Raw genomic sequence first — 16,272 nt, 5'->3', positions numbered from 1 at the left:
ATTCGTTGACAGAACACTAGCCGGCCAGCTCTTCTTCCAGCGCCTCGACAGTCTCGCTGACCTCCAGCCACTGCGCCTCGACCTCTTCCAGTCGCCGGCTGGCGTCGGCCTGGTTAGCGAGTAATTCGTTCAAGCTGGCTTTTCCCGCTTCGCCATACAATCCCGGATCCGACAGATCCTGCTCCAGCCGTACCAGCGTCTGCTGCAACTGCTCCATCTCTTTTTCCAGACTGGTCTGCTGTTTCCGGTAGGGGCTTAGCTTCTTGCGAATCTCGGCTTCCATGCGCTTGCGGGCCTTGCGATCGTCGGCACTTTCACCCACGCCATTGGCCGCCCGGGCCGCGGTTGCCTCGGCGGTCTCCCGACGGGGAGCCTCGCCCTCGTCCCTTTCCTTGCGCCGGTCAGCCAGCCAGCGTTCGTAGTCTTCCAGATCGCCATCGTACTCGGCGACCCGGCCGTCATTGACCAGCCAGAAGTTGTCGACCGTGTTGCGTAGCAGGTGCCGGTCGTGGGAGACCACCACGATGGCGCCCTCGAAATTCTGCAGGGCCATGGTCAGCGACTGCCGCATTTCGAGATCCAGATGGTTGGTGGGCTCGTCGAGCAGCAGCAGGTTCGGGCGCTGCCAGGCGATCACGGCCAGGGCCACCCGGGCCTTCTCGCCACCGGAGAAGGAGCGGATCGGGCTCAGGGCCTCATCGCCATGGAAATCAAAGCCGCCCAGGAAGTTGCGAATGCTCTGCTCCGACGCTTTCGGCGTCAGGCGTTGCAGATGCAGGAAAGGGCTGGCATCCAGATCCAGAGACTCGAGCTGGTGCTGTGCGAAATAGCCGATGGCCAGGTGCTCGCCACAGGTTCGCTCGCCGCCCAGCAAGGTGCTTTCACCCCGGAGGGCATCCATCAGGGTGGACTTGCCGGCGCCGTTGGGACCCAGCAGGCCGACCCGGCTGCCCGGCAACAGCGTCAGGTTGATATTGTCCAGGATGACGGTGTCGCCATAGCCCGCCCGTCCGTTGCGAATGGACAGCAACGGATTGGAGACTTTTTCCGCCACCGGGAACTCGAAACTGAATGGAGAGTCGATGTGGGCCGGGGCGATGCGCTCCATCCGCTCCAGGGCCTTGACCCGGCTCTGGGCCTGGCGGGCCTTGGTGGCCTTGGCCTTGAACCGGTCGATAAAGCGCTGGATCTCGGCGATTCGCGCCTGCTGGCGCTCATAGTTGGCCTGTTGCTGGGACAGACGCTCGCCACGCTGGCGTTCGAAGGCGGAGTAGTTGCCGGTGTATAGCTCCAGTTTACGCTGATCGAAATGCACCACGTGGGAGGCAACCCGATCCATGAAGTCCCGGTCGTGGGAAATGAACAGCAGAGTTCCGGGATAGCGCCGGAGCCAGTTCTCCAGCCACAGGCAGGCATCCAGGTCCAGGTGGTTGGTGGGTTCGTCCAGCAACAACAGATCCGAAGGCCGCATCAGCGCCTGGGCAAGGTTCAGACGAATCCGCCAGCCACCGGAGAAAGCCGCAACCGGTCGTTCCGCATCCCCGTCGGCAAATCCCAGGCCGCGAAGCAAGGACTCGGCCCGGCGCGGCGCCGACCAGGCCTCATGCACATCCAGCTCGCCGTGAATCCTCGCCACGGCATGGTCGTCACCGGCCGCTTCGGCCCGGGCGAGCTCGGCCTCCATTCGGCGCAGGTCGAGGTCGCCATCGAGCACAAAATCCCGTGCACTGCGTTCTGACGCCGCCACTTCCTGGGCCATGTGGGCGATGCGGCAGCCCCCGGGCAGGGAAACACTGCCCTGCTCCGGCGCCAACTGGCCCAACAAGAGCTGGAAAAGGCTGGATTTACCGGCACCATTGGCACCTACGATGGCAACTCTCTGGCCGGGCTGAACCGTGAGATTCACGGATTCTAGCAACCAGACACCGCCCCGTTGTAAACTGAGATCAGTAATCGTTAACATAAATCCATTTTATCAGCGTAAGATGGTCAGGGCAGGTTCGGCGTGGAATTACCGGAAAAACTGGAACCGGACAACCCGATTTGGCGTTTTGCCTTGGCGTTCTGGCAAAAGCCCGGCACTCAGCGAACCTGTCTTGCGCTCCAGGATCGGGGCTGGAGCGTTACACGTATTTTATGCGCCGGCTGGCTGGCCCTTGAAGGCAGGCCCTACAGCGGCACGGAGCACGCTACGGTAACAGAGTGGCGCCAGCATGTAACCGGTGCTTTGCGGGCAGTACGAAGATATCTCCCGAAAGGCCATGAACACTGCCAGACCCTTCGCGAAGGCGTCGCCGGCCTGGAACTGCAGGCCGAGCAGCTGGAACTGGCCCTGGCGTGGCAACAACTTGCGACTGAGACTGCGGACAAGGCCCATATGACGGGACATGCCCAGCTGATTCAAGACAACCTTGCCGCTGCTGCCTACCGGCCGGAACAGGCCAACGATGCAGCAGTTGAGCTGAATACACTGGCCGATATTCTGGCCTCATTCTCCAATGGAGACTCCCAGCCATGATGATGAAATGGCTCATCCGGCTCTCGTTTCCGGCCCTGGGATTTCTTCTGGTTCTGATGTTCTTTGGAATTGACGATCCCCAGGAGGTATCCCAACCCGTAACAGACAATCAGGAACCCGAGCAGGAAATTCCTGCATTCGAGGGCCTGGTGCCCTCCCCCGTGCCAACCGAAGGCCCGGAGATCATATTCAAATGGCAGGACACAGACGGCAACTGGCACTATGCTGACCAACCCCCGGCCCAGGGACCCTGGAATACACTGGCCATTGAACGCCCGGACAAGGCCCGCGGCGGATCTCCAGGCCAGGACCCTGATACCGACTGGCAGTCCCCCTACAGTGCGCCCTTTTCCCTGGGCCCCACCGCCGGCAGCAACGGCAGCTGACAGAAAGAGTCGGGTTCCTTAACACATGTTCAGTGGCATCTCGCGCCGGAACCCGTTACCTTCTGTGTTTCAATGATGACAATCCGGGAGTGCCGCTCCCGCGCACTTACGTAAACCGTTAAGGACTCAGTAATGAAGAAAACCCTGCTTGCATTGGCCATGGCCGGTGTCGTCACCGGTTGCTCCACTCCACCGGAAGCCCCCGAAGATCCCAAACTGGAATCCACCGAGCAGAAGGTCAGTTACGGTATGGGCCTGGTGCTTGGCGAGCGGATGAGCAATGACCTGCCGGACCTGCAGATGGAGCAGTTCCTGCAAGGCATCCAGCATGGCCATGCCGGTGACGAGGAAACCAAGCGCCTGACCCGCGAGGAAATCCAGCAAGCCCTGATGGCCTACCAGCAGCAGATGCAGGAAGACCAGAAGAAGCAGATGGACGAACTGGCCCAGAAGAACAAGGAGGCCGGCGAAGCCTTCCTGGCGGAAAATGCGGAAAAGGACGGCGTTGAGACCACCGAGTCCGGCCTGCAGTATGAAGTGATCGAGGAAGGCACCGGAGAGAAGCCATCCGCCGAGGATACCGTCAGGGTTCACTACACCGGCGAGCTGCTGTCCGGTGAGGTGTTTGACAGCTCCCGTGAGCGTGGCGAACCGGTCACTTTCGCCCTGAACCAGGTCATTCCGGGTTGGACCGAGGGCCTGCAACTGATGAGCGAAGGTGCCCGTTACAAGCTCTACATCCCGTCAGAACTCGCCTACGGTCCGGGTGGCAACCGCGCGATCGGCCCCAACGAGACCCTGGTGTTCGATGTCGAACTGCTTGACGTCAACCCCGAGGAAAACGCCGGAGAGGACTCAGCCTCCGAATAAGCTCCGGGCACAAAAAAGCCTCAGTGCCGGCAACTTGTCGGGCTGAGGCTTTTTTATGGCTGATGGCCGGACACAGGTCAGGCGGAAGCGACCTTCCCGGCATGGGCATTGTGCAGGTGCTCGATCAGGAAATCCTCCATCTCGAACCGGCTCTCCAGCGCTTCCCCCAGCCTGGACAGTTCATTGAACAGCTCCCGGACCTGGGCTTCGGAGAGTGACTGGCCGTTCAGACGATCATTGAAGTTGAGCGCGATTTCCGTGGTCTGCTCGATCTTCGGATACACCTTGGCCGCCAGCTCAAGGCCACCGTCGTTGAACTCGCGGGCTTCCTGGATCAGCTGCTCGTAGATTTCGAAGTGGCCCGCGGAGACATAATCCACCAGCACTTCGCACAGGCGAACGAACTTTTCCGTCAGGGCTTCGGTCTGGGAGAAGTCATTTTCTCCGGACAAATCACAGTAATGGACCAGTAGCTCCTGACGCTCTTTCAGCCAGCGATCAATCAGTTCGCTGACGCCGCCCCAGCGTTCCCTGGCATTTCGGCAATTCTCCAACATGACGCCTGTTCTCCGCTCGTTTACCCGAAGCGTTTGACCCCGGTGCAATTGCTTACAGTTCGGGATTCAAGGTACCCCAACGTCACGGTTGGCCGCAACCGTTTCAGCTGCGAATCCAGCTACGGGATTGCGGTCGCCGGAACAGGAAAAAGAGGCCGACCAGAACCAGCCCAGAGAAAAACACCGCAGTCCAGCCCGGAATGCTCAGCCCCAGGAATCGCCATACCACTGCGGCACAGTCGCCGGTCCCGCGCAGGGCAGTGGTGAGCACCTCCATCCAGGGCAGAACCTCAAGCATGTAATCCACTGACGGACCGCAGGCAGGCACCTGATCCGCTGGCAGACTCTGCAGCCACAGCTGGCGCCCGGCAATACCCAGGCCGGTTCCCGCGGTCAGTGCCAGCAAAAAGCCGTAGACACGAACGCCCCAGCCGGTGGGGCCATGGAGGAACGCCAGCAGGCTGACCAGCCCGGCGCCCATGAAGCCGAAACGCTGGAGCCAGCACAGCGGACAGGGCTCGAGGCCCATGACGTGCTCCATATAGAAGGCCACGCCGAGCAACCCGGCACAGACCAGAAAAACAACTGCAAACACCCATCTGCCAGCCAAAACAACACCCTCGGAATGAAGACTTGAAGCTCAGAGACCCGTCACTTAACCCTAAACCCCGGGGAACTTCAAGCGCTTGTGGGCGGTGGCAGTCAGGCAATGCGGGAAAAGAAATCGTCGGGCTGGCTTCGTTGATCGCGGGCGGTCGCCTCGGCATCATCCCAGCCCGCTTCCCAGGCGGCTATCACCACATCGCCCCGATACGGACAGCGACTCTTCGCCATGCCCATGGAGGCCGCCAGGTGGCCCTGACGGTAGGCCTTGTTCAGCGCCTCCACATCCCAGCCGAGCTTGATGTCCCTTGCCATACCGGTATCCTCCGTAATCCCGTTGCACCAACGCTAGCAAGGGCCTGCTCCACTGACAAACCGATATCCGGGTTCTGTGCAGCAGGTCCCTGTCGGGCTGTGACGGAGGCCGAACTCCGCGCTCAGGATCTCAGATAGTCGGCCAGGAACTGCTCGAACGGTTGGGTATCGTGGGCTTCCATCTGCGCCTGCTCGGCGAGGGAATCCCGGCTCATTGCCCGGAACGCCTCCAGCACATCCGGAGCCATCGTCTCGTTCCGCAAGGTCTGCTGGTGACGAAGGGACATTTCCATCACCCAGTCCCGGTGTCCCAGGCCGGACGAACGCATGGCATCCAGTACCCGGTTGGAAGGCACACCGTTTGCCAGGCTCTCTTTCTGGGCCGCCAGGGCCGTCGTGTAGCTCTCGGTACCCGTCCAGTCATCGAGCACCTCGGCCAGCGACTCCAGGCGGCCCAGCAGCCCGGAGGCCGCCTCCATCGCCGGAATCCTGCCTGCTTCCTGGCACAGGGTCAGGCTGGCGTCGCGGCCCCGGGCCACGACATCCTTGTAGTTGTCGTCCAGGCGTTCACATTCGGCGTCACCGATCCGGGGCGAATCCGACAGCAGACAGTCCAGCAGGAACAGGTCAAGAAAATCGATCTGCTCCCGGTTCACGCCTAACGGCGAGAACGGATCCAGGTCCAGGCACCGCACTTCAATGTACTCCACACCACGGGCCTCCAGCGCCTGGATCGGCTTTTCTTCCCGTTCGGTGGTGCGCTTGGGACGAACGGCACTGTAGTACTCGTTCTCGATCTGCAGGACGCTGGTATTGATCTGGATGAACTCATCGCCACGGCGGGTGCCGATCGCCTCGTAGGGCGGCCAGGTAGTGTGAATGGCACGGTCCAGGGTGCGAGTGTAGGTGTCGAGTTCATTGAAGCAGATATTCAGCGAGGCCTGGGCGTTATTGTGATAACCCAGATCCCCCATGCGCAGGGACGTCGCATGCTCGCCGTACCAGCTGCGCTCATCAAAGCGGTTGAGATCGTGCTTTACCCCGGCGACAAAACTGGCGTCCAGTGCCGGGGAGGCTCCGAACAGCAGCATCAGCAGCCAGCTGCGGCGGCGGAAGTTGCGGATCAGCCAGAAGTACTGTTCGGACTTGAAATCCCGGAGGGACTGCTGGTCCCCCAGCAGTTGCTGCCACTTTTCCCAGAAAGCATCCGGCAACGACAGGTTGTAGTGCGCACCGGCAATACTCTGCATGATGCGGCCATAGCGCACCGCCAGGCCCTGGCGATAAACGTGCTTCAGGTAACCGATGTTCGAGGTGCCGTATTCCGCGATGGGAATGCTCTCGTCCCCTTCCAGTTCACAGGGCATGCTGGCCGCCCAGAACACCTCGTCGCCGAGATTCTGCTGCACAAACTGGTGGATATCCCGCAGGGACTCCAGCAAGGCGTCGGTGCTGCCGCAGACCGGCGTGATCAGTTCCAGCAGGGCCTCGGAGTAGTCCGTGGTAATGCGGGGATGGGTGAGCGTGGAACCCAGCGCCTTGGGGTGCGGGGTCTGGGCGATGAAACCGTTCCGGTCAACCCGCAGGCCTTCCTTCTCCACGCCCTTGAGAAAGCCGTGCCACTCCGATTTTGAGAACTGCCGAAATAACGAATGGCGGGATTCAGCCATGGTTGACTCCTGCTGCGACCGCCCCGCTCGTGACGGGGCCGTCGGTGAACCTGATGATTGAAAGTTTAGCTTCCGTCCTTGCGGGCCGAGGCAAGCGCCTGGGCCAGGGCACCGGCCATTGCGCCCTGGGCCGGCTTCTGACCCTTCGGCGCCCGTTTCTGGCGCTGGCCGGAACGGTTATCGGAACGGCCACGGCCGGATGAGGCACGGGAATCATTTTTCTCACCGGGCTGGTCGTCCATACGCATGGACAGGCCGACGCGCTTGCGTGGGATATCCACTTCCATGACCTTGACCTTGACGATGTCACCGGCCTTGACCACTTCCCGTGGGTCCTTGACGAAAGTGTGGGACAAGGCGGAGATATGCACCAGTCCGTCCTGGTGAACACCGATGTCCACGAAGGCGCCAAAGTTGGTCACGTTGGTAACCGAACCTTCCAGGATCATACCCGGCTTCAGGTCGTTCAGGGTTTCCACCCCTTCCTCGAAGCTGGCAAAACGGAACTCCGGACGCGGATCCCGGCCGGGTTTCTCCAGCTCGGCAATGATATCCCGGACCGTTGGCAGCCCGAACTGTTCTGTTACGTAATCCTGCGGATTCAGACCACGCAGGAACGCGGAATCACCGATAATATTTTCCACTTTCCGGCTGTTCCGGGCGGCAATCGCCTCCACCACGCCGTAGGCTTCCGGGTGCACCGAGGAGCGGTCCAGCGGGTTTTCACCACCGGCAATCTTCAGGAAGCCGGCTGCCTGTTCGAAGGTACGATCCCCCAGGCGCGTCACTTTCAGCAGCTGCTTGCGGTTGGTGAACATGCCGTTCTGGTTGCGGAAATCGACAATGTTCTGGGCAATGCTCTGGTTGAGGCCGGAAACCCGGGACAGCAGTGGCACCGAGGCGGTGTTCAGGTCCACACCGACACCGTTTACACAGTCCTCCACAACCGCATCCAGGCTGCGGGACAGCTGGACCTGGGAAACGTCGTGCTGATACTGCCCGACCCCGATGGATTTCGGCTCGATCTTCACCAACTCGGCGAGGGGATCCTGCAAACGACGGGCGATGGACACCGCGCCCCGGATGGTGACATCCAGGTCCGGCAGTTCCCGGGAGGCGAATTCGGAGGCAGAGTAGACAGAGGCGCCGGATTCACTGACCACGATCCGTGCCAGCTTCAGTTCCGGGTAGCGCTTGCACAGATCCGCCACCAGCTTCTCGGTCTCCCGCGAGGCGGTCCCGTTACCGATGGCCACCAGCTCGATCCCGTATTCCCGGCACCAGGTGGCCAGCTGCTCGATGGACTGGTCCCACTTGTTCTGGGGCGCATGGGGGAAAATCGCACCGTGACCCACCACCTGACCGGTGCCGTCAATCACTGCCACCTTGACCCCGGTGCGCAGCCCCGGGTCCAGGCCCAGGGTCGGACGCGGGCCGGCAGGTGCCAGCAACAGCAGATCCTTCAGGTTGGCGGCAAACACGTTGATCGCCTCGGTTTCCGCCGCCTCCCGCACCTGCGCCATCAGATCGGTCTCGATCTGGGTGGACAGCTTGACCCGCCAGGTCCAGCGCACCACTTCGGACAGCCATTTGTCAGCCGGGCGACCGTTATCCCGGATGCGCCAGCGCGCGGCAATTCGCTGTTCCGCCGGGTGCGGCTGGCGACGATCATCTTCCCTGTCACCAACCACAATGCTGTAGGTGAGGATGCCCTCGTTGCGGCCACGCAGGATGGCCAGGGCCCGGTGCGACGGCACCTTCTTCAGGGGCTCGACATGGTCAAAGTAGTCCCGGAACTTGGCACCCTCGGTTTCCTTACCGTCCACCACGGATACCTTGAGCTGGCCCTGCTGCCAGATGAAGTCCCGCAGGTCACCGAGCAGTTCGGCATCCTCGGCGAAGCGCTCCATCAGGATGTAGCGGGCGCCATCAAGGGCCGCCTTGGTGTCCTCAACGCCGGCTTCCTTGTTGAGGTAGGCCCCGGCGGTGGCTTCGGGATCGAGGCTCGGGTCGTCATACAGGGCATCGGCCAGCGGCTCCAGACCGGCTTCCCGGGCAATCTGCGCCTTGGTGCGACGCTTGGGCTTGTAGGGCAGGTACAGGTCTTCCAGCCGGTTCTTGGTATCTGCACCGTTGATCGCGGCCTTGAGCTCATCGGTCAGCTTGCCCTGCTCCTCGATGCTGTTGAGGATGGTGGCCCGGCGGTCCTCCAGCTCCCGCAGGTAGCGCAACCGCTCTTCCAGGTTCCGCAACTGACTGTCGTCCAGCGAACCGGTGACTTCTTTCCGGTAGCGGGCAATAAACGGAACGGTCGCGCCTTCGTCGAGCAGTGCAACGGTGGCATTAACCTGTTGTTCGCGGACACCAAGTTCTTCCGCGATACGGCTGGAAATCGTCTTCATGCAACCTCGGCAAAATCACATAGGAATCGAATTAACGGGAAAAGGTACAGCGGCTTACTTCTGCAAGCAAGCGGCCTGACTGCGGCTGTTCAGGAATTGCACAAGCTCGTTCCAGGGCATCGGGCGGGCGTAATAGTAGCCCTGGACCTCGTCACAATGCTGCTGGCGAAGGAACTCCAGCTGCCCTTCGCTCTCCACGCCTTCGGCAACCACGCTCATCTGCAGACTGTGGGACAGACTGATGATCGCCCGGATGATGTGCTCGGCGTCCGCCGACTGCCCCAGCTCCTCCACAAAGGACTTGTCGATCTTGACCAGGGAAATCGGCAGGTGCTGCAGGTTGCTCAGGGAGGAAAAACCGGTGCCGAAATCGTCCAGGGCAAAGCTGATGCCCAGCTGGTTCAGCTCCCGCAGGCAGCGCTGGGCGTACTCCGGATCGTGCATCATGGCGCTCTCGGTGAGCTCCAGCTCCAGCAGGCTGGTATCGACGTTGGCATTGAAGATGATCCGGAAGATGGTTTCGGTCATCTTGCGGTCATGGAACTGGCGGAATGAGAGGTTGACCGCGAACACCAGCCCGGGGAAACCCAGCTCCGCGGATTCCTTGAGCCGCTGACAGGCCTGCTCGATCACCCAGTAGCCGATCGGAACGATCAGGCCGCTGCGCTCGGCCACCGGAATGAATTCGTCCGGCCCGACCAGGCCACGCTGGGGATGGTTCCAGCGCAGCAGACATTCCACGCCGCGCACCTCCTCGGTCGCCAGGTCGATGCGGGGCTGGTAATACACTTCCAGCTCCCTGCCTCGCAGGGCATTGCGCAAGTCCGCTTCCAGTCGCAGCTGGTAGCCGGCGGAGATGTGCAGTTGCCGGTCGTAGAAACGGTAACTGGTACCCGGGTCCCGCTTGGCCTCGAACATCGCGCGGTTGGCCCGGCGCATCAGGTTCTCGGCGCTGTCGCCGGATTCCGGGTAGGTGGCGACACCGAGGCTGGCGTTGACCACCAGCGGCTGGCCATCCACGGTCACGGGTTCATCAAGGATGGTGACCACCTTGCGGATGATGCGGGTAATGTCCAGCGAATCCTCGACCTTCTCGATAATGATCGCCAGCTCGTCCCCGCCGATGCGCATCAGCGAGTCCACACGGCGCAAGGCGTGGCGCAGCCGCTCCGCCAGCTTCATCATCAGCTGGTCGCTGCGCTGGTAGCCAAAGGATTCGTTGATACTGCGGAAATCGTCGATATTGAGGTGCAGCAAAGCCAGCCTCTGGCTGCCCCGCTCGGCCCGCAGCAAGCCCTGCTGCAGGCGATCGAAGAAAAGGTCCCGGTTAATGACCCCGGTGGCAACATCACGCCCCAGATGGCCCTGGGCGGAGATATTAAGCTGCTCCCGGTACCAGAGGTATTTCACCGCCCGGGGGAAACTCCAGCGGTCGAGTCCCTGCCGGCTCAGATAGTCCGCCGCCCCTTCGGCAACCAGCTCCGATGCCCGTTCGCCGGGCAGCTCGGCGCTGAGTGCAAGCACCGGCTTGTCGTCACTGGAGACCGAGAGATACTGCAGGAAGGCGGCTTCATTGCCGCCGTGAAACACACAATCCCAGACGATGACGTCAAAACTGGCGTTGCGGATGAGATCGTCGCAATCGATGAGATCCGGACACCAGGTGACATCCGGATCGATCTCGGAATCGCCCGAAAGCAGCGAGTCCAGCCAGAGAAAGTCCGCGTGGTGTGGCGTCAGCACCAGTACGCGTAACCGATCGGGCCTCGGAGTCTCCAGGGGCAATGTCATCAAACAGGATCCGTCTCTGCAAAGGCTGTAACTGTTAACCCTATCATAGCCCAGAGATGATCGAGGTACAGTAACGCCTGCTGGTGTAGAATAATGACACGCGAATTTCCTGACCCCCGTTCCATTCTGGTCTGCAATCTGTGAACAAGCTCAACCCCCGACAAAGTGAAGCCGTCCGTTACGCCGATGGCCCGCTCCTGGTGCTCGCCGGCGCCGGCAGCGGCAAAACCAGCGTGATCACGCGCAAGATCGCCTACCTGATCGAGGAACTGGGCATTCCGGGGCGTCATATTGCCGCGGTGACCTTTACCAACAAGGCCGCCCGGGAAATGAAGGAACGGGTAGGCCGGATCGTGGACCGGGGCAAATCCCGCGGGCTGATCGTGTCCACCTTCCACAATCTCGGCCTGAACATGATCCGGGAAGAGCATCCGCACCTGGGCTACCACCCCGGCTTCTCCATCTTTGATGCCGAGGATGCCAAGGCCCTGCTGCAGGACCTGATGCTGCGCGAAGCCAGTGCCGATGCCGGTGATGAACTCAACGACGTGCAGATGACCATCTCCTCCTGGAAGAACGCCATGCGCGGGCCGGAGGAAGCATACAGCAAGGCCGCCGATGAACGGGAACAGCGCATCGCCCTGATCTACAAGCGCTACAACGAATACCTGAAAGCCTACAACGCAGTGGATTTCGACGACCTGATCCTGCTGCCGGTGCAGCTGTTCCGCAGCCATCCGGATGTGCTGGCCAAGTGGCGGCGCAAGATCCGCTACATGCTGGTGGATGAGTACCAGGACACCAACGTGTGCCAGTACGAACTGGTCAAGCTGCTGGTGGCCGAGCGCGCGGCCTTTACCGTGGTGGGCGATGACGACCAGTCCATCTATGCCTGGCGCGGGGCCAGGCCGGAGAACCTGGCCCAGCTCAAGGAAGACTTCCCGAGCCTGAAAATCGTCAAGCTCGAGCAGAACTACCGCTCGACCGGGCGGATCCTGCGCAGCGCCAATACGGTGATTGCCAACAACCCCCATGTGTTCGAGAAGGCGCTTTGGAGTGACCATACCATCGGCGAGGAACTCCGCATCATCCGCTGTCGCAACGAGGATGCCGAAGCCGAACGGGTGGCAACCGAGATCATCGACAACAAGCTCAAGCAGGGTCTGGATTTCAAGGATTTCGCCGTGCTGTACCGGGGCAATCACCAGTCCCGGTTGCTGGAGATGAAGCTGCAGGCCTACCAGATTCCCTATCGGATCTCAGGCGGCCAGTCGTTCTTCTCCAAGAACGAGATCAAGGATGCCATGTCCTACCTGCGGCTGCTGGTCAATCCGGATGACGATGCCGCCTTCCTGCGAGTGGTCAATGTGCCCCGCCGGGAAATCGGCCCGCGTACCCTGGAGCAGCTGAGCCACTACGCCCGTTCCCGTAATGTCAGCCTGTTCCAGGCCCTGGGAGACATGGGCGCGGAAGCCCACGTGACCGAAAAGGGCCTGGACCGGCTGCGGCGCTTTGCCCACTGGGTCGACCGCACCTGCGAACGACTGCATTCGGAGGACCCGATCCCGGTGATCAAGCAGCTGTTCACCGACATCGAGTACGAGGAATGGCTGCACCAGCATTCCGGCACGCCCAAACAGGCCGAGCGGCGCATGGAGAACATCTGGTACCTGGTGGACTCGATCCAGCGCATGCTCGATGACGGCAAGGGCACGGCAGACGAGATCGGCATCGAGGACGCCATCAGCAAGTTGATCCTGCGGGACATGATGGAGCAGCGCGAAGAGGACGACGACAGCGATAAGGTTCAGCTGCTGACCCTGCACGCCTCCAAGGGCCTGGAATTTCCCCATGTGTTCATCATGGGCCTGGAGGAGGAAATCCTGCCCCACCGCGCCAGCATCGAGGAAGGCAACATCGAGGAGGAGCGCCGCCTGATGTACGTGGGTATCACCCGGGCCCGGGAGACCCTGACCCTGACTTATGCCGCGTCCCGCAAACAGTATGGCGAGAAGATCGAAACCATTCCCAGCCGGTTCCTGGATGAGCTGCCCGAGGACGACCTGAAGTGGGAAGGCCTCGGAGACCTCGACCGGGAAGCCAACCAGAAAAAAGGCAAAGCCACCCTGAGCGCCCTGCTCGGGGATCTCGGCAGCTGACTATTTTTTAATCTTCACCCCCTGCAACTATTCCCGCTCCTGGCCCGTTACCCCGATGGGGAAGCCTCCCCTCGACACAACAACAAGACCAGGAGAACGAAATGAAACCGATCGATCTTTCGTACGGCTCCAGCAAGCTGCGGCCGGGTAAACTGCTGCTGGCCATCAGCTCCGCACTGGCATTTTCCGCCTGCGGCGGTGACGATTCCGGCACCAGCAGCAACAGCTCCGGCGCCGAAACCTCGTCCGGCCAGGACACAGTGGTGGCCGGCGATCAGGTGGCCCAATCCGCCGAATCGGGGGCACCGACCGGTGATCCCGTCAAAGGTTTCTTCAGCGATCCCTTCGCCGAGCCCCTAATCACCGTCGACGGTGAGAGTGTGACAACCGATGAGCGTTGCGTGACCAACAGCGAGGGCCTGCTGGAGTGCAAACCGGCGGCCGGCACCATGGCGGTACTTGAGGACGGCCGGGTACTCTACCTGAACGCTCTGGAAGGAACGGAAAACGTCGAATTGTCCATCGTGGCGGAATTCGGCGAGGTCTCCATCAACGATCAGAGCCGGGTTCTGGCGCTCGGCGAGGCGGACACACCCCGGTGGATCAAACCGGATCCGCTGCGGGCAGGCGCCAATCCCGACGGCAATGACTCAGAAACCCTGCTTGATGGCACCGAACTCGATGGCGCCCTGGATACCGCCGACAACACGGCAAAGAACGACGGCGCGCTGTTCTGCTCCGACATCATCGCTCTGGCCGATGGAAGGATCATGGCGGTCGGCGGCACTGACTACTATTCAGAACCCGGGGTCGATGGCTTTCCGATCGGGGTGGCCGAACTGGAGGGCATCAAGAACTCCCGGATCTTTGACGGAAGCACCAATACCTGGACCCAGAGCGGCGACATGACCTATGGCCGCTGGTACCCGTCGCTGGTGACGCTCGGAAACAGCGACGTGTTTGTGGCCAGCGGCGTCACCAAACTGATCAAGCCGGTCTACCCCGAAGACCCGCTCAACTCCGGCCGGAACGTGGTGGAAACGGAAACCTACGACCCCTGCACCGGTACCTGGACCGAGAACCCGAGTACCGCCCAGCGATCACTCCCTCTCTATCCCAGGATGCACCTGCTGCCCAATGGCCATGTGCTGTACAACGCCGGCGGCCAGGCCTTCAATCCCTTCGGCCAGGGCTATGATCAGGCGCTCTGGAATATCGTGGCCAGCTTCAATCCCGACACCCAGCGCTGGACCGACATCGGTTATGCCGGCCTGCCCCTGCGTCTGGATGAAGTGGGCCTGGAACAGCTGAGCAGCACCCTCAACATCACCAACCTGTCCATGGAACAGACTGGCAGCCTGCTGGGTGGCGTGCTCGAATCCCCCACCGACCTGCTGACTGCCGCCTCTGACCTGAATCTGGACGAGGAAACCCTGAAAACCGCCATTGCCGGTGGTATGCGCGGCTCCACCTCCAGCACCATGCTGCCGCTGCGGCCGGATGAGAACGGCCAGTACAACGAAGTCGAACTGCTGACGGCGGGCGGCGTACCCAGTTACGCCCTGCTCACCAACCCGGGCGGCTATCTGCCGGTCGCACAGAGCCGCATCGACACCATCAGCATTGACGGCGAACAACTGGATTACGAGTCCCGACTGACCGGGCCGCTGAACCAGCCCCGTTGGTACGGCACCAATGTATTGCTGCCCGATGGCAGCGTGATGGTGTTCAGCGGCGGTACCCGCGATGGCGTAGTATCGCCGGGGCTGGAAGGGCCGATCATGACCACCGAGCGCTTTGATCCCGAAACCGGCACCTGGACCGAAATGGCCACGGCCAACCGCCCGAGGACCTACCACAATACTGCGGTACTGCTTCCGGACGGACGGATTCTGGTGGCCGGCCACGCCCCGATCAATACCGCCTACCTCTCCCATATCAACCTCGAGGACTTCGGCCTGGGACCGAATGCCGGCCGCGATCCGAGTTTCGAGATCTATACCCCGCCCTATGCCATGCGGGATGACCGCCCCGAGATCCTGTCAGCGCCAGAAACGGCCACCATCGGCGACACCCTCAGCATCCAGGTGGATGACGCCGAACGCATCGATGAAGTGCTGTTGATCCGGCGCACCGCCATGACCCACCTGATCGACGGCGACCAGCGGGCAGTGGAACTCCCGATTGCTTCCCGCAGTGGCCGCAACCTGCGTCTCGCTATGCCGGACAGCCACGACGTGGTGCCGGCTGGCAAGTACATGCTGTTTGTCAGTAAACCATCGGACGAAGGCCGGGTGCCTTCGGTCTCGGCGCCGGTCACGGTGATAAATACCACCCTCGCCTGCACGGCTGACACCCAGGTTGCAGACACCGATACCTCGACCAGCAGCGGAAGCCTGCTGGATGAACTGGGAGACATGCTATGAGCGAAGCAATCCATCAGGGTAGCATCCGATGGTTTTGCACCGTGGCAGCGGCTGGCCTGGCGCTTTGCGCCGGGCCAGCCCTGGGGCACGGAGCACCGGAGACAGACAACTCGCCGGACAGCCGGATCGCCGCCACGATCACGGCGGCCCCGGTCATTGAGGGGCTCGATGTGATGATCCTGGATGCGCCCAGACCCGGGCTGCTGTTGAGCTACCGCGGGGAACAGGAACTGACGGTCCTTGGTGAAAACCAGGAGCCGATGTTGCGGATCACAGAAAGGGCCGTGAAAGCCAACCAGGATAGCCTTACCCACAGGCTCAGCGATCAGCGGCAGAAACAGGCTCAGCCCTCAGGCTGGACCACTGTTTCAGAGTCAGGCACGTACGGATGGATGGACCCTCGTCTGGCGGTCGGGTCGGGTCACAGGGAAGAGTGGACTATAGAGATCGTGGACGAAAACGGGGGGCTCTTCGAACTCAAGGGAAGTCTCGAACCAAAACCCATGCCGTAGAAACGAAAACACCCATCTGCGCCCCTTAAAAGGGCGCAGATGGGTGCCAAGGCATGTTAAGCG

At 61.5% G+C, this 16,272-nt stretch carries 13 protein-coding genes; 6 read left to right on the top strand and 7 right to left on the bottom strand.

Annotated elements, in window-relative coordinates:
• Positions 1-16: 16 nt before the first annotated feature.
• Positions 17-1,963, bottom strand: coding sequence for an ATP-binding cassette domain-containing protein (locus DET50_RS06825; RefSeq protein ID WP_113862125.1), 1,947 nt, complete (start codon positions 1,961-1,963; stop codon positions 17-19).
• Between the two features lie 42 nt (positions 1,964-2,005).
• On the opposite strand from DET50_RS06825, the gene DET50_RS06820 reads away from it, so the two are divergent.
• From DET50_RS06820 to DET50_RS06810, 3 genes are all read left to right on the top strand, one after another.
• A complete protein-coding gene (locus tag DET50_RS06820; protein ID WP_113862124.1) occupies positions 2,006-2,518 on the top strand; it encodes a TIGR02444 family protein in 513 nt (170 codons plus the stop codon).
• A complete protein-coding gene (locus tag DET50_RS06815; RefSeq protein WP_113862123.1) occupies positions 2,515-2,904 on the top strand; it encodes a DUF4124 domain-containing protein in 390 nt (129 codons plus the stop codon). The genes DET50_RS06820 and DET50_RS06815 overlap by 4 nt, the downstream gene beginning before the upstream one ends.
• 132 nt (positions 2,905-3,036) lie before the next feature.
• Positions 3,037-3,774, top strand: coding sequence for a BamJ family beta-barrel-assembly machinery protein (locus DET50_RS06810; protein WP_113862122.1), 738 nt, complete (start codon positions 3,037-3,039; stop codon positions 3,772-3,774).
• A gap of 77 nt (positions 3,775-3,851) precedes the next feature.
• Here the strand turns inward: DET50_RS06810 and rsd are convergent, their stop codons facing one another.
• From rsd to DET50_RS06780, 6 genes are all read right to left on the bottom strand, one after another.
• Entirely contained in the window at positions 3,852-4,331 is a 480-nt protein-coding gene (gene rsd, locus DET50_RS06805) for a sigma D regulator (protein ID WP_113862121.1), read from the bottom strand.
• Between the two features lie 103 nt (positions 4,332-4,434).
• Complete coding sequence (locus DET50_RS06800) at positions 4,435-4,941, bottom strand: disulfide bond formation protein B (protein WP_113862120.1); 507 nt, start codon at positions 4,939-4,941, stop codon at positions 4,435-4,437.
• A gap of 92 nt (positions 4,942-5,033) precedes the next feature.
• Positions 5,034-5,249: a ribosome modulation factor gene (rmf, locus tag DET50_RS06795; RefSeq protein ID WP_113862119.1), complete on the bottom strand. Its 216-nt coding sequence runs from the start codon at positions 5,247-5,249 to the stop codon at positions 5,034-5,036.
• 122 nt (positions 5,250-5,371) lie between these two features.
• Positions 5,372-6,919: a glutamate--cysteine ligase gene (gene gshA / locus DET50_RS06790; protein WP_113862118.1), complete on the bottom strand. Its 1,548-nt coding sequence runs from the start codon at positions 6,917-6,919 to the stop codon at positions 5,372-5,374.
• Between the two features lie 65 nt (positions 6,920-6,984).
• Positions 6,985-9,321 carry a Tex family protein gene (locus tag DET50_RS06785; RefSeq protein ID WP_113862117.1) on the bottom strand — a complete coding sequence of 779 codons (2,337 nt, stop codon included), beginning with the start codon at positions 9,319-9,321 and terminating at the stop codon, positions 6,985-6,987.
• Positions 9,322-9,375: 54 nt separating this feature from the next.
• Positions 9,376-11,112, bottom strand: coding sequence for a putative bifunctional diguanylate cyclase/phosphodiesterase (locus DET50_RS06780; RefSeq protein ID WP_113862116.1), 1,737 nt, complete (start codon positions 11,110-11,112; stop codon positions 9,376-9,378).
• Between the two features lie 140 nt (positions 11,113-11,252).
• Between DET50_RS06780 and rep the strand changes: the two genes are divergently transcribed.
• The 3 genes from rep to DET50_RS06765 all read left to right on the top strand — a co-directional run bounded on the left by rep (position 11,253) and on the right by DET50_RS06765 (position 16,209).
• Positions 11,253-13,271 carry a DNA helicase Rep gene (gene rep, locus DET50_RS06775; RefSeq protein WP_113862115.1) on the top strand — a complete coding sequence of 673 codons (2,019 nt, stop codon included), beginning with the start codon at positions 11,253-11,255 and terminating at the stop codon, positions 13,269-13,271.
• Between the two features lie 101 nt (positions 13,272-13,372).
• Entirely contained in the window at positions 13,373-15,697 is a 2,325-nt protein-coding gene (locus tag DET50_RS06770) for a galactose oxidase early set domain-containing protein (protein WP_113862114.1), read from the top strand.
• Positions 15,694-16,209 carry a hypothetical protein gene (locus DET50_RS06765; protein ID WP_113862113.1) on the top strand — a complete coding sequence of 172 codons (516 nt, stop codon included), beginning with the start codon at positions 15,694-15,696 and terminating at the stop codon, positions 16,207-16,209. Before DET50_RS06770 ends, DET50_RS06765 begins: the two co-directional genes overlap by 4 nt.
• Positions 16,210-16,272 lie beyond the last annotated feature (63 nt).

Source organism: Marinobacter pelagius, assembly GCF_003315345.1.
In the GTDB taxonomy this organism is placed as follows: Bacteria; Pseudomonadota; Gammaproteobacteria; order Pseudomonadales; family Oleiphilaceae; genus Marinobacter; species Marinobacter pelagius_A.
The sequence above is the reverse complement of the archived record's forward strand: the minus strand, read 5'-3'. Positions and strand labels throughout refer to the sequence as shown.

Bases quoted from the DNA above. Each gene is read 5' to 3' on its own strand.
- rmf (WP_113862119.1), bottom strand. From the start codon at position 5,249: ATGGCAAGGGACATCAAGCTCGGCTGGGATGTGGAGGCGCTGAACAAG.
- DET50_RS06810 (WP_113862122.1), top strand. From the start codon at position 3,037: ATGAAGAAAACCCTGCTTGCATTGGCCATGGCCGGTGTCGTCACCGGT.
- DET50_RS06815 (WP_113862123.1), top strand. From the start codon at position 2,515: ATGATGATGAAATGGCTCATCCGGCTCTCGTTTCCGGCCCTGGGATTT.
- DET50_RS06765 (WP_113862113.1), top strand. From the start codon at position 15,694: ATGAGCGAAGCAATCCATCAGGGTAGCATCCGATGGTTTTGCACCGTG.
- DET50_RS06770 (WP_113862114.1), top strand. From the start codon at position 13,373: ATGAAACCGATCGATCTTTCGTACGGCTCCAGCAAGCTGCGGCCGGGT.
- DET50_RS06780 (WP_113862116.1), bottom strand. From the start codon at position 11,112: ATGACATTGCCCCTGGAGACTCCGAGGCCCGATCGGTTACGCGTACTG.
- DET50_RS06785 (WP_113862117.1), bottom strand. From the start codon at position 9,321: ATGAAGACGATTTCCAGCCGTATCGCGGAAGAACTTGGTGTCCGCGAA.
- gshA (WP_113862118.1), bottom strand. From the start codon at position 6,919: ATGGCTGAATCCCGCCATTCGTTATTTCGGCAGTTCTCAAAATCGGAG.
- rsd (WP_113862121.1), bottom strand. From the start codon at position 4,331: ATGTTGGAGAATTGCCGAAATGCCAGGGAACGCTGGGGCGGCGTCAGC.
- DET50_RS06825 (WP_113862125.1), bottom strand. From the start codon at position 1,963: ATGTTAACGATTACTGATCTCAGTTTACAACGGGGCGGTGTCTGGTTG.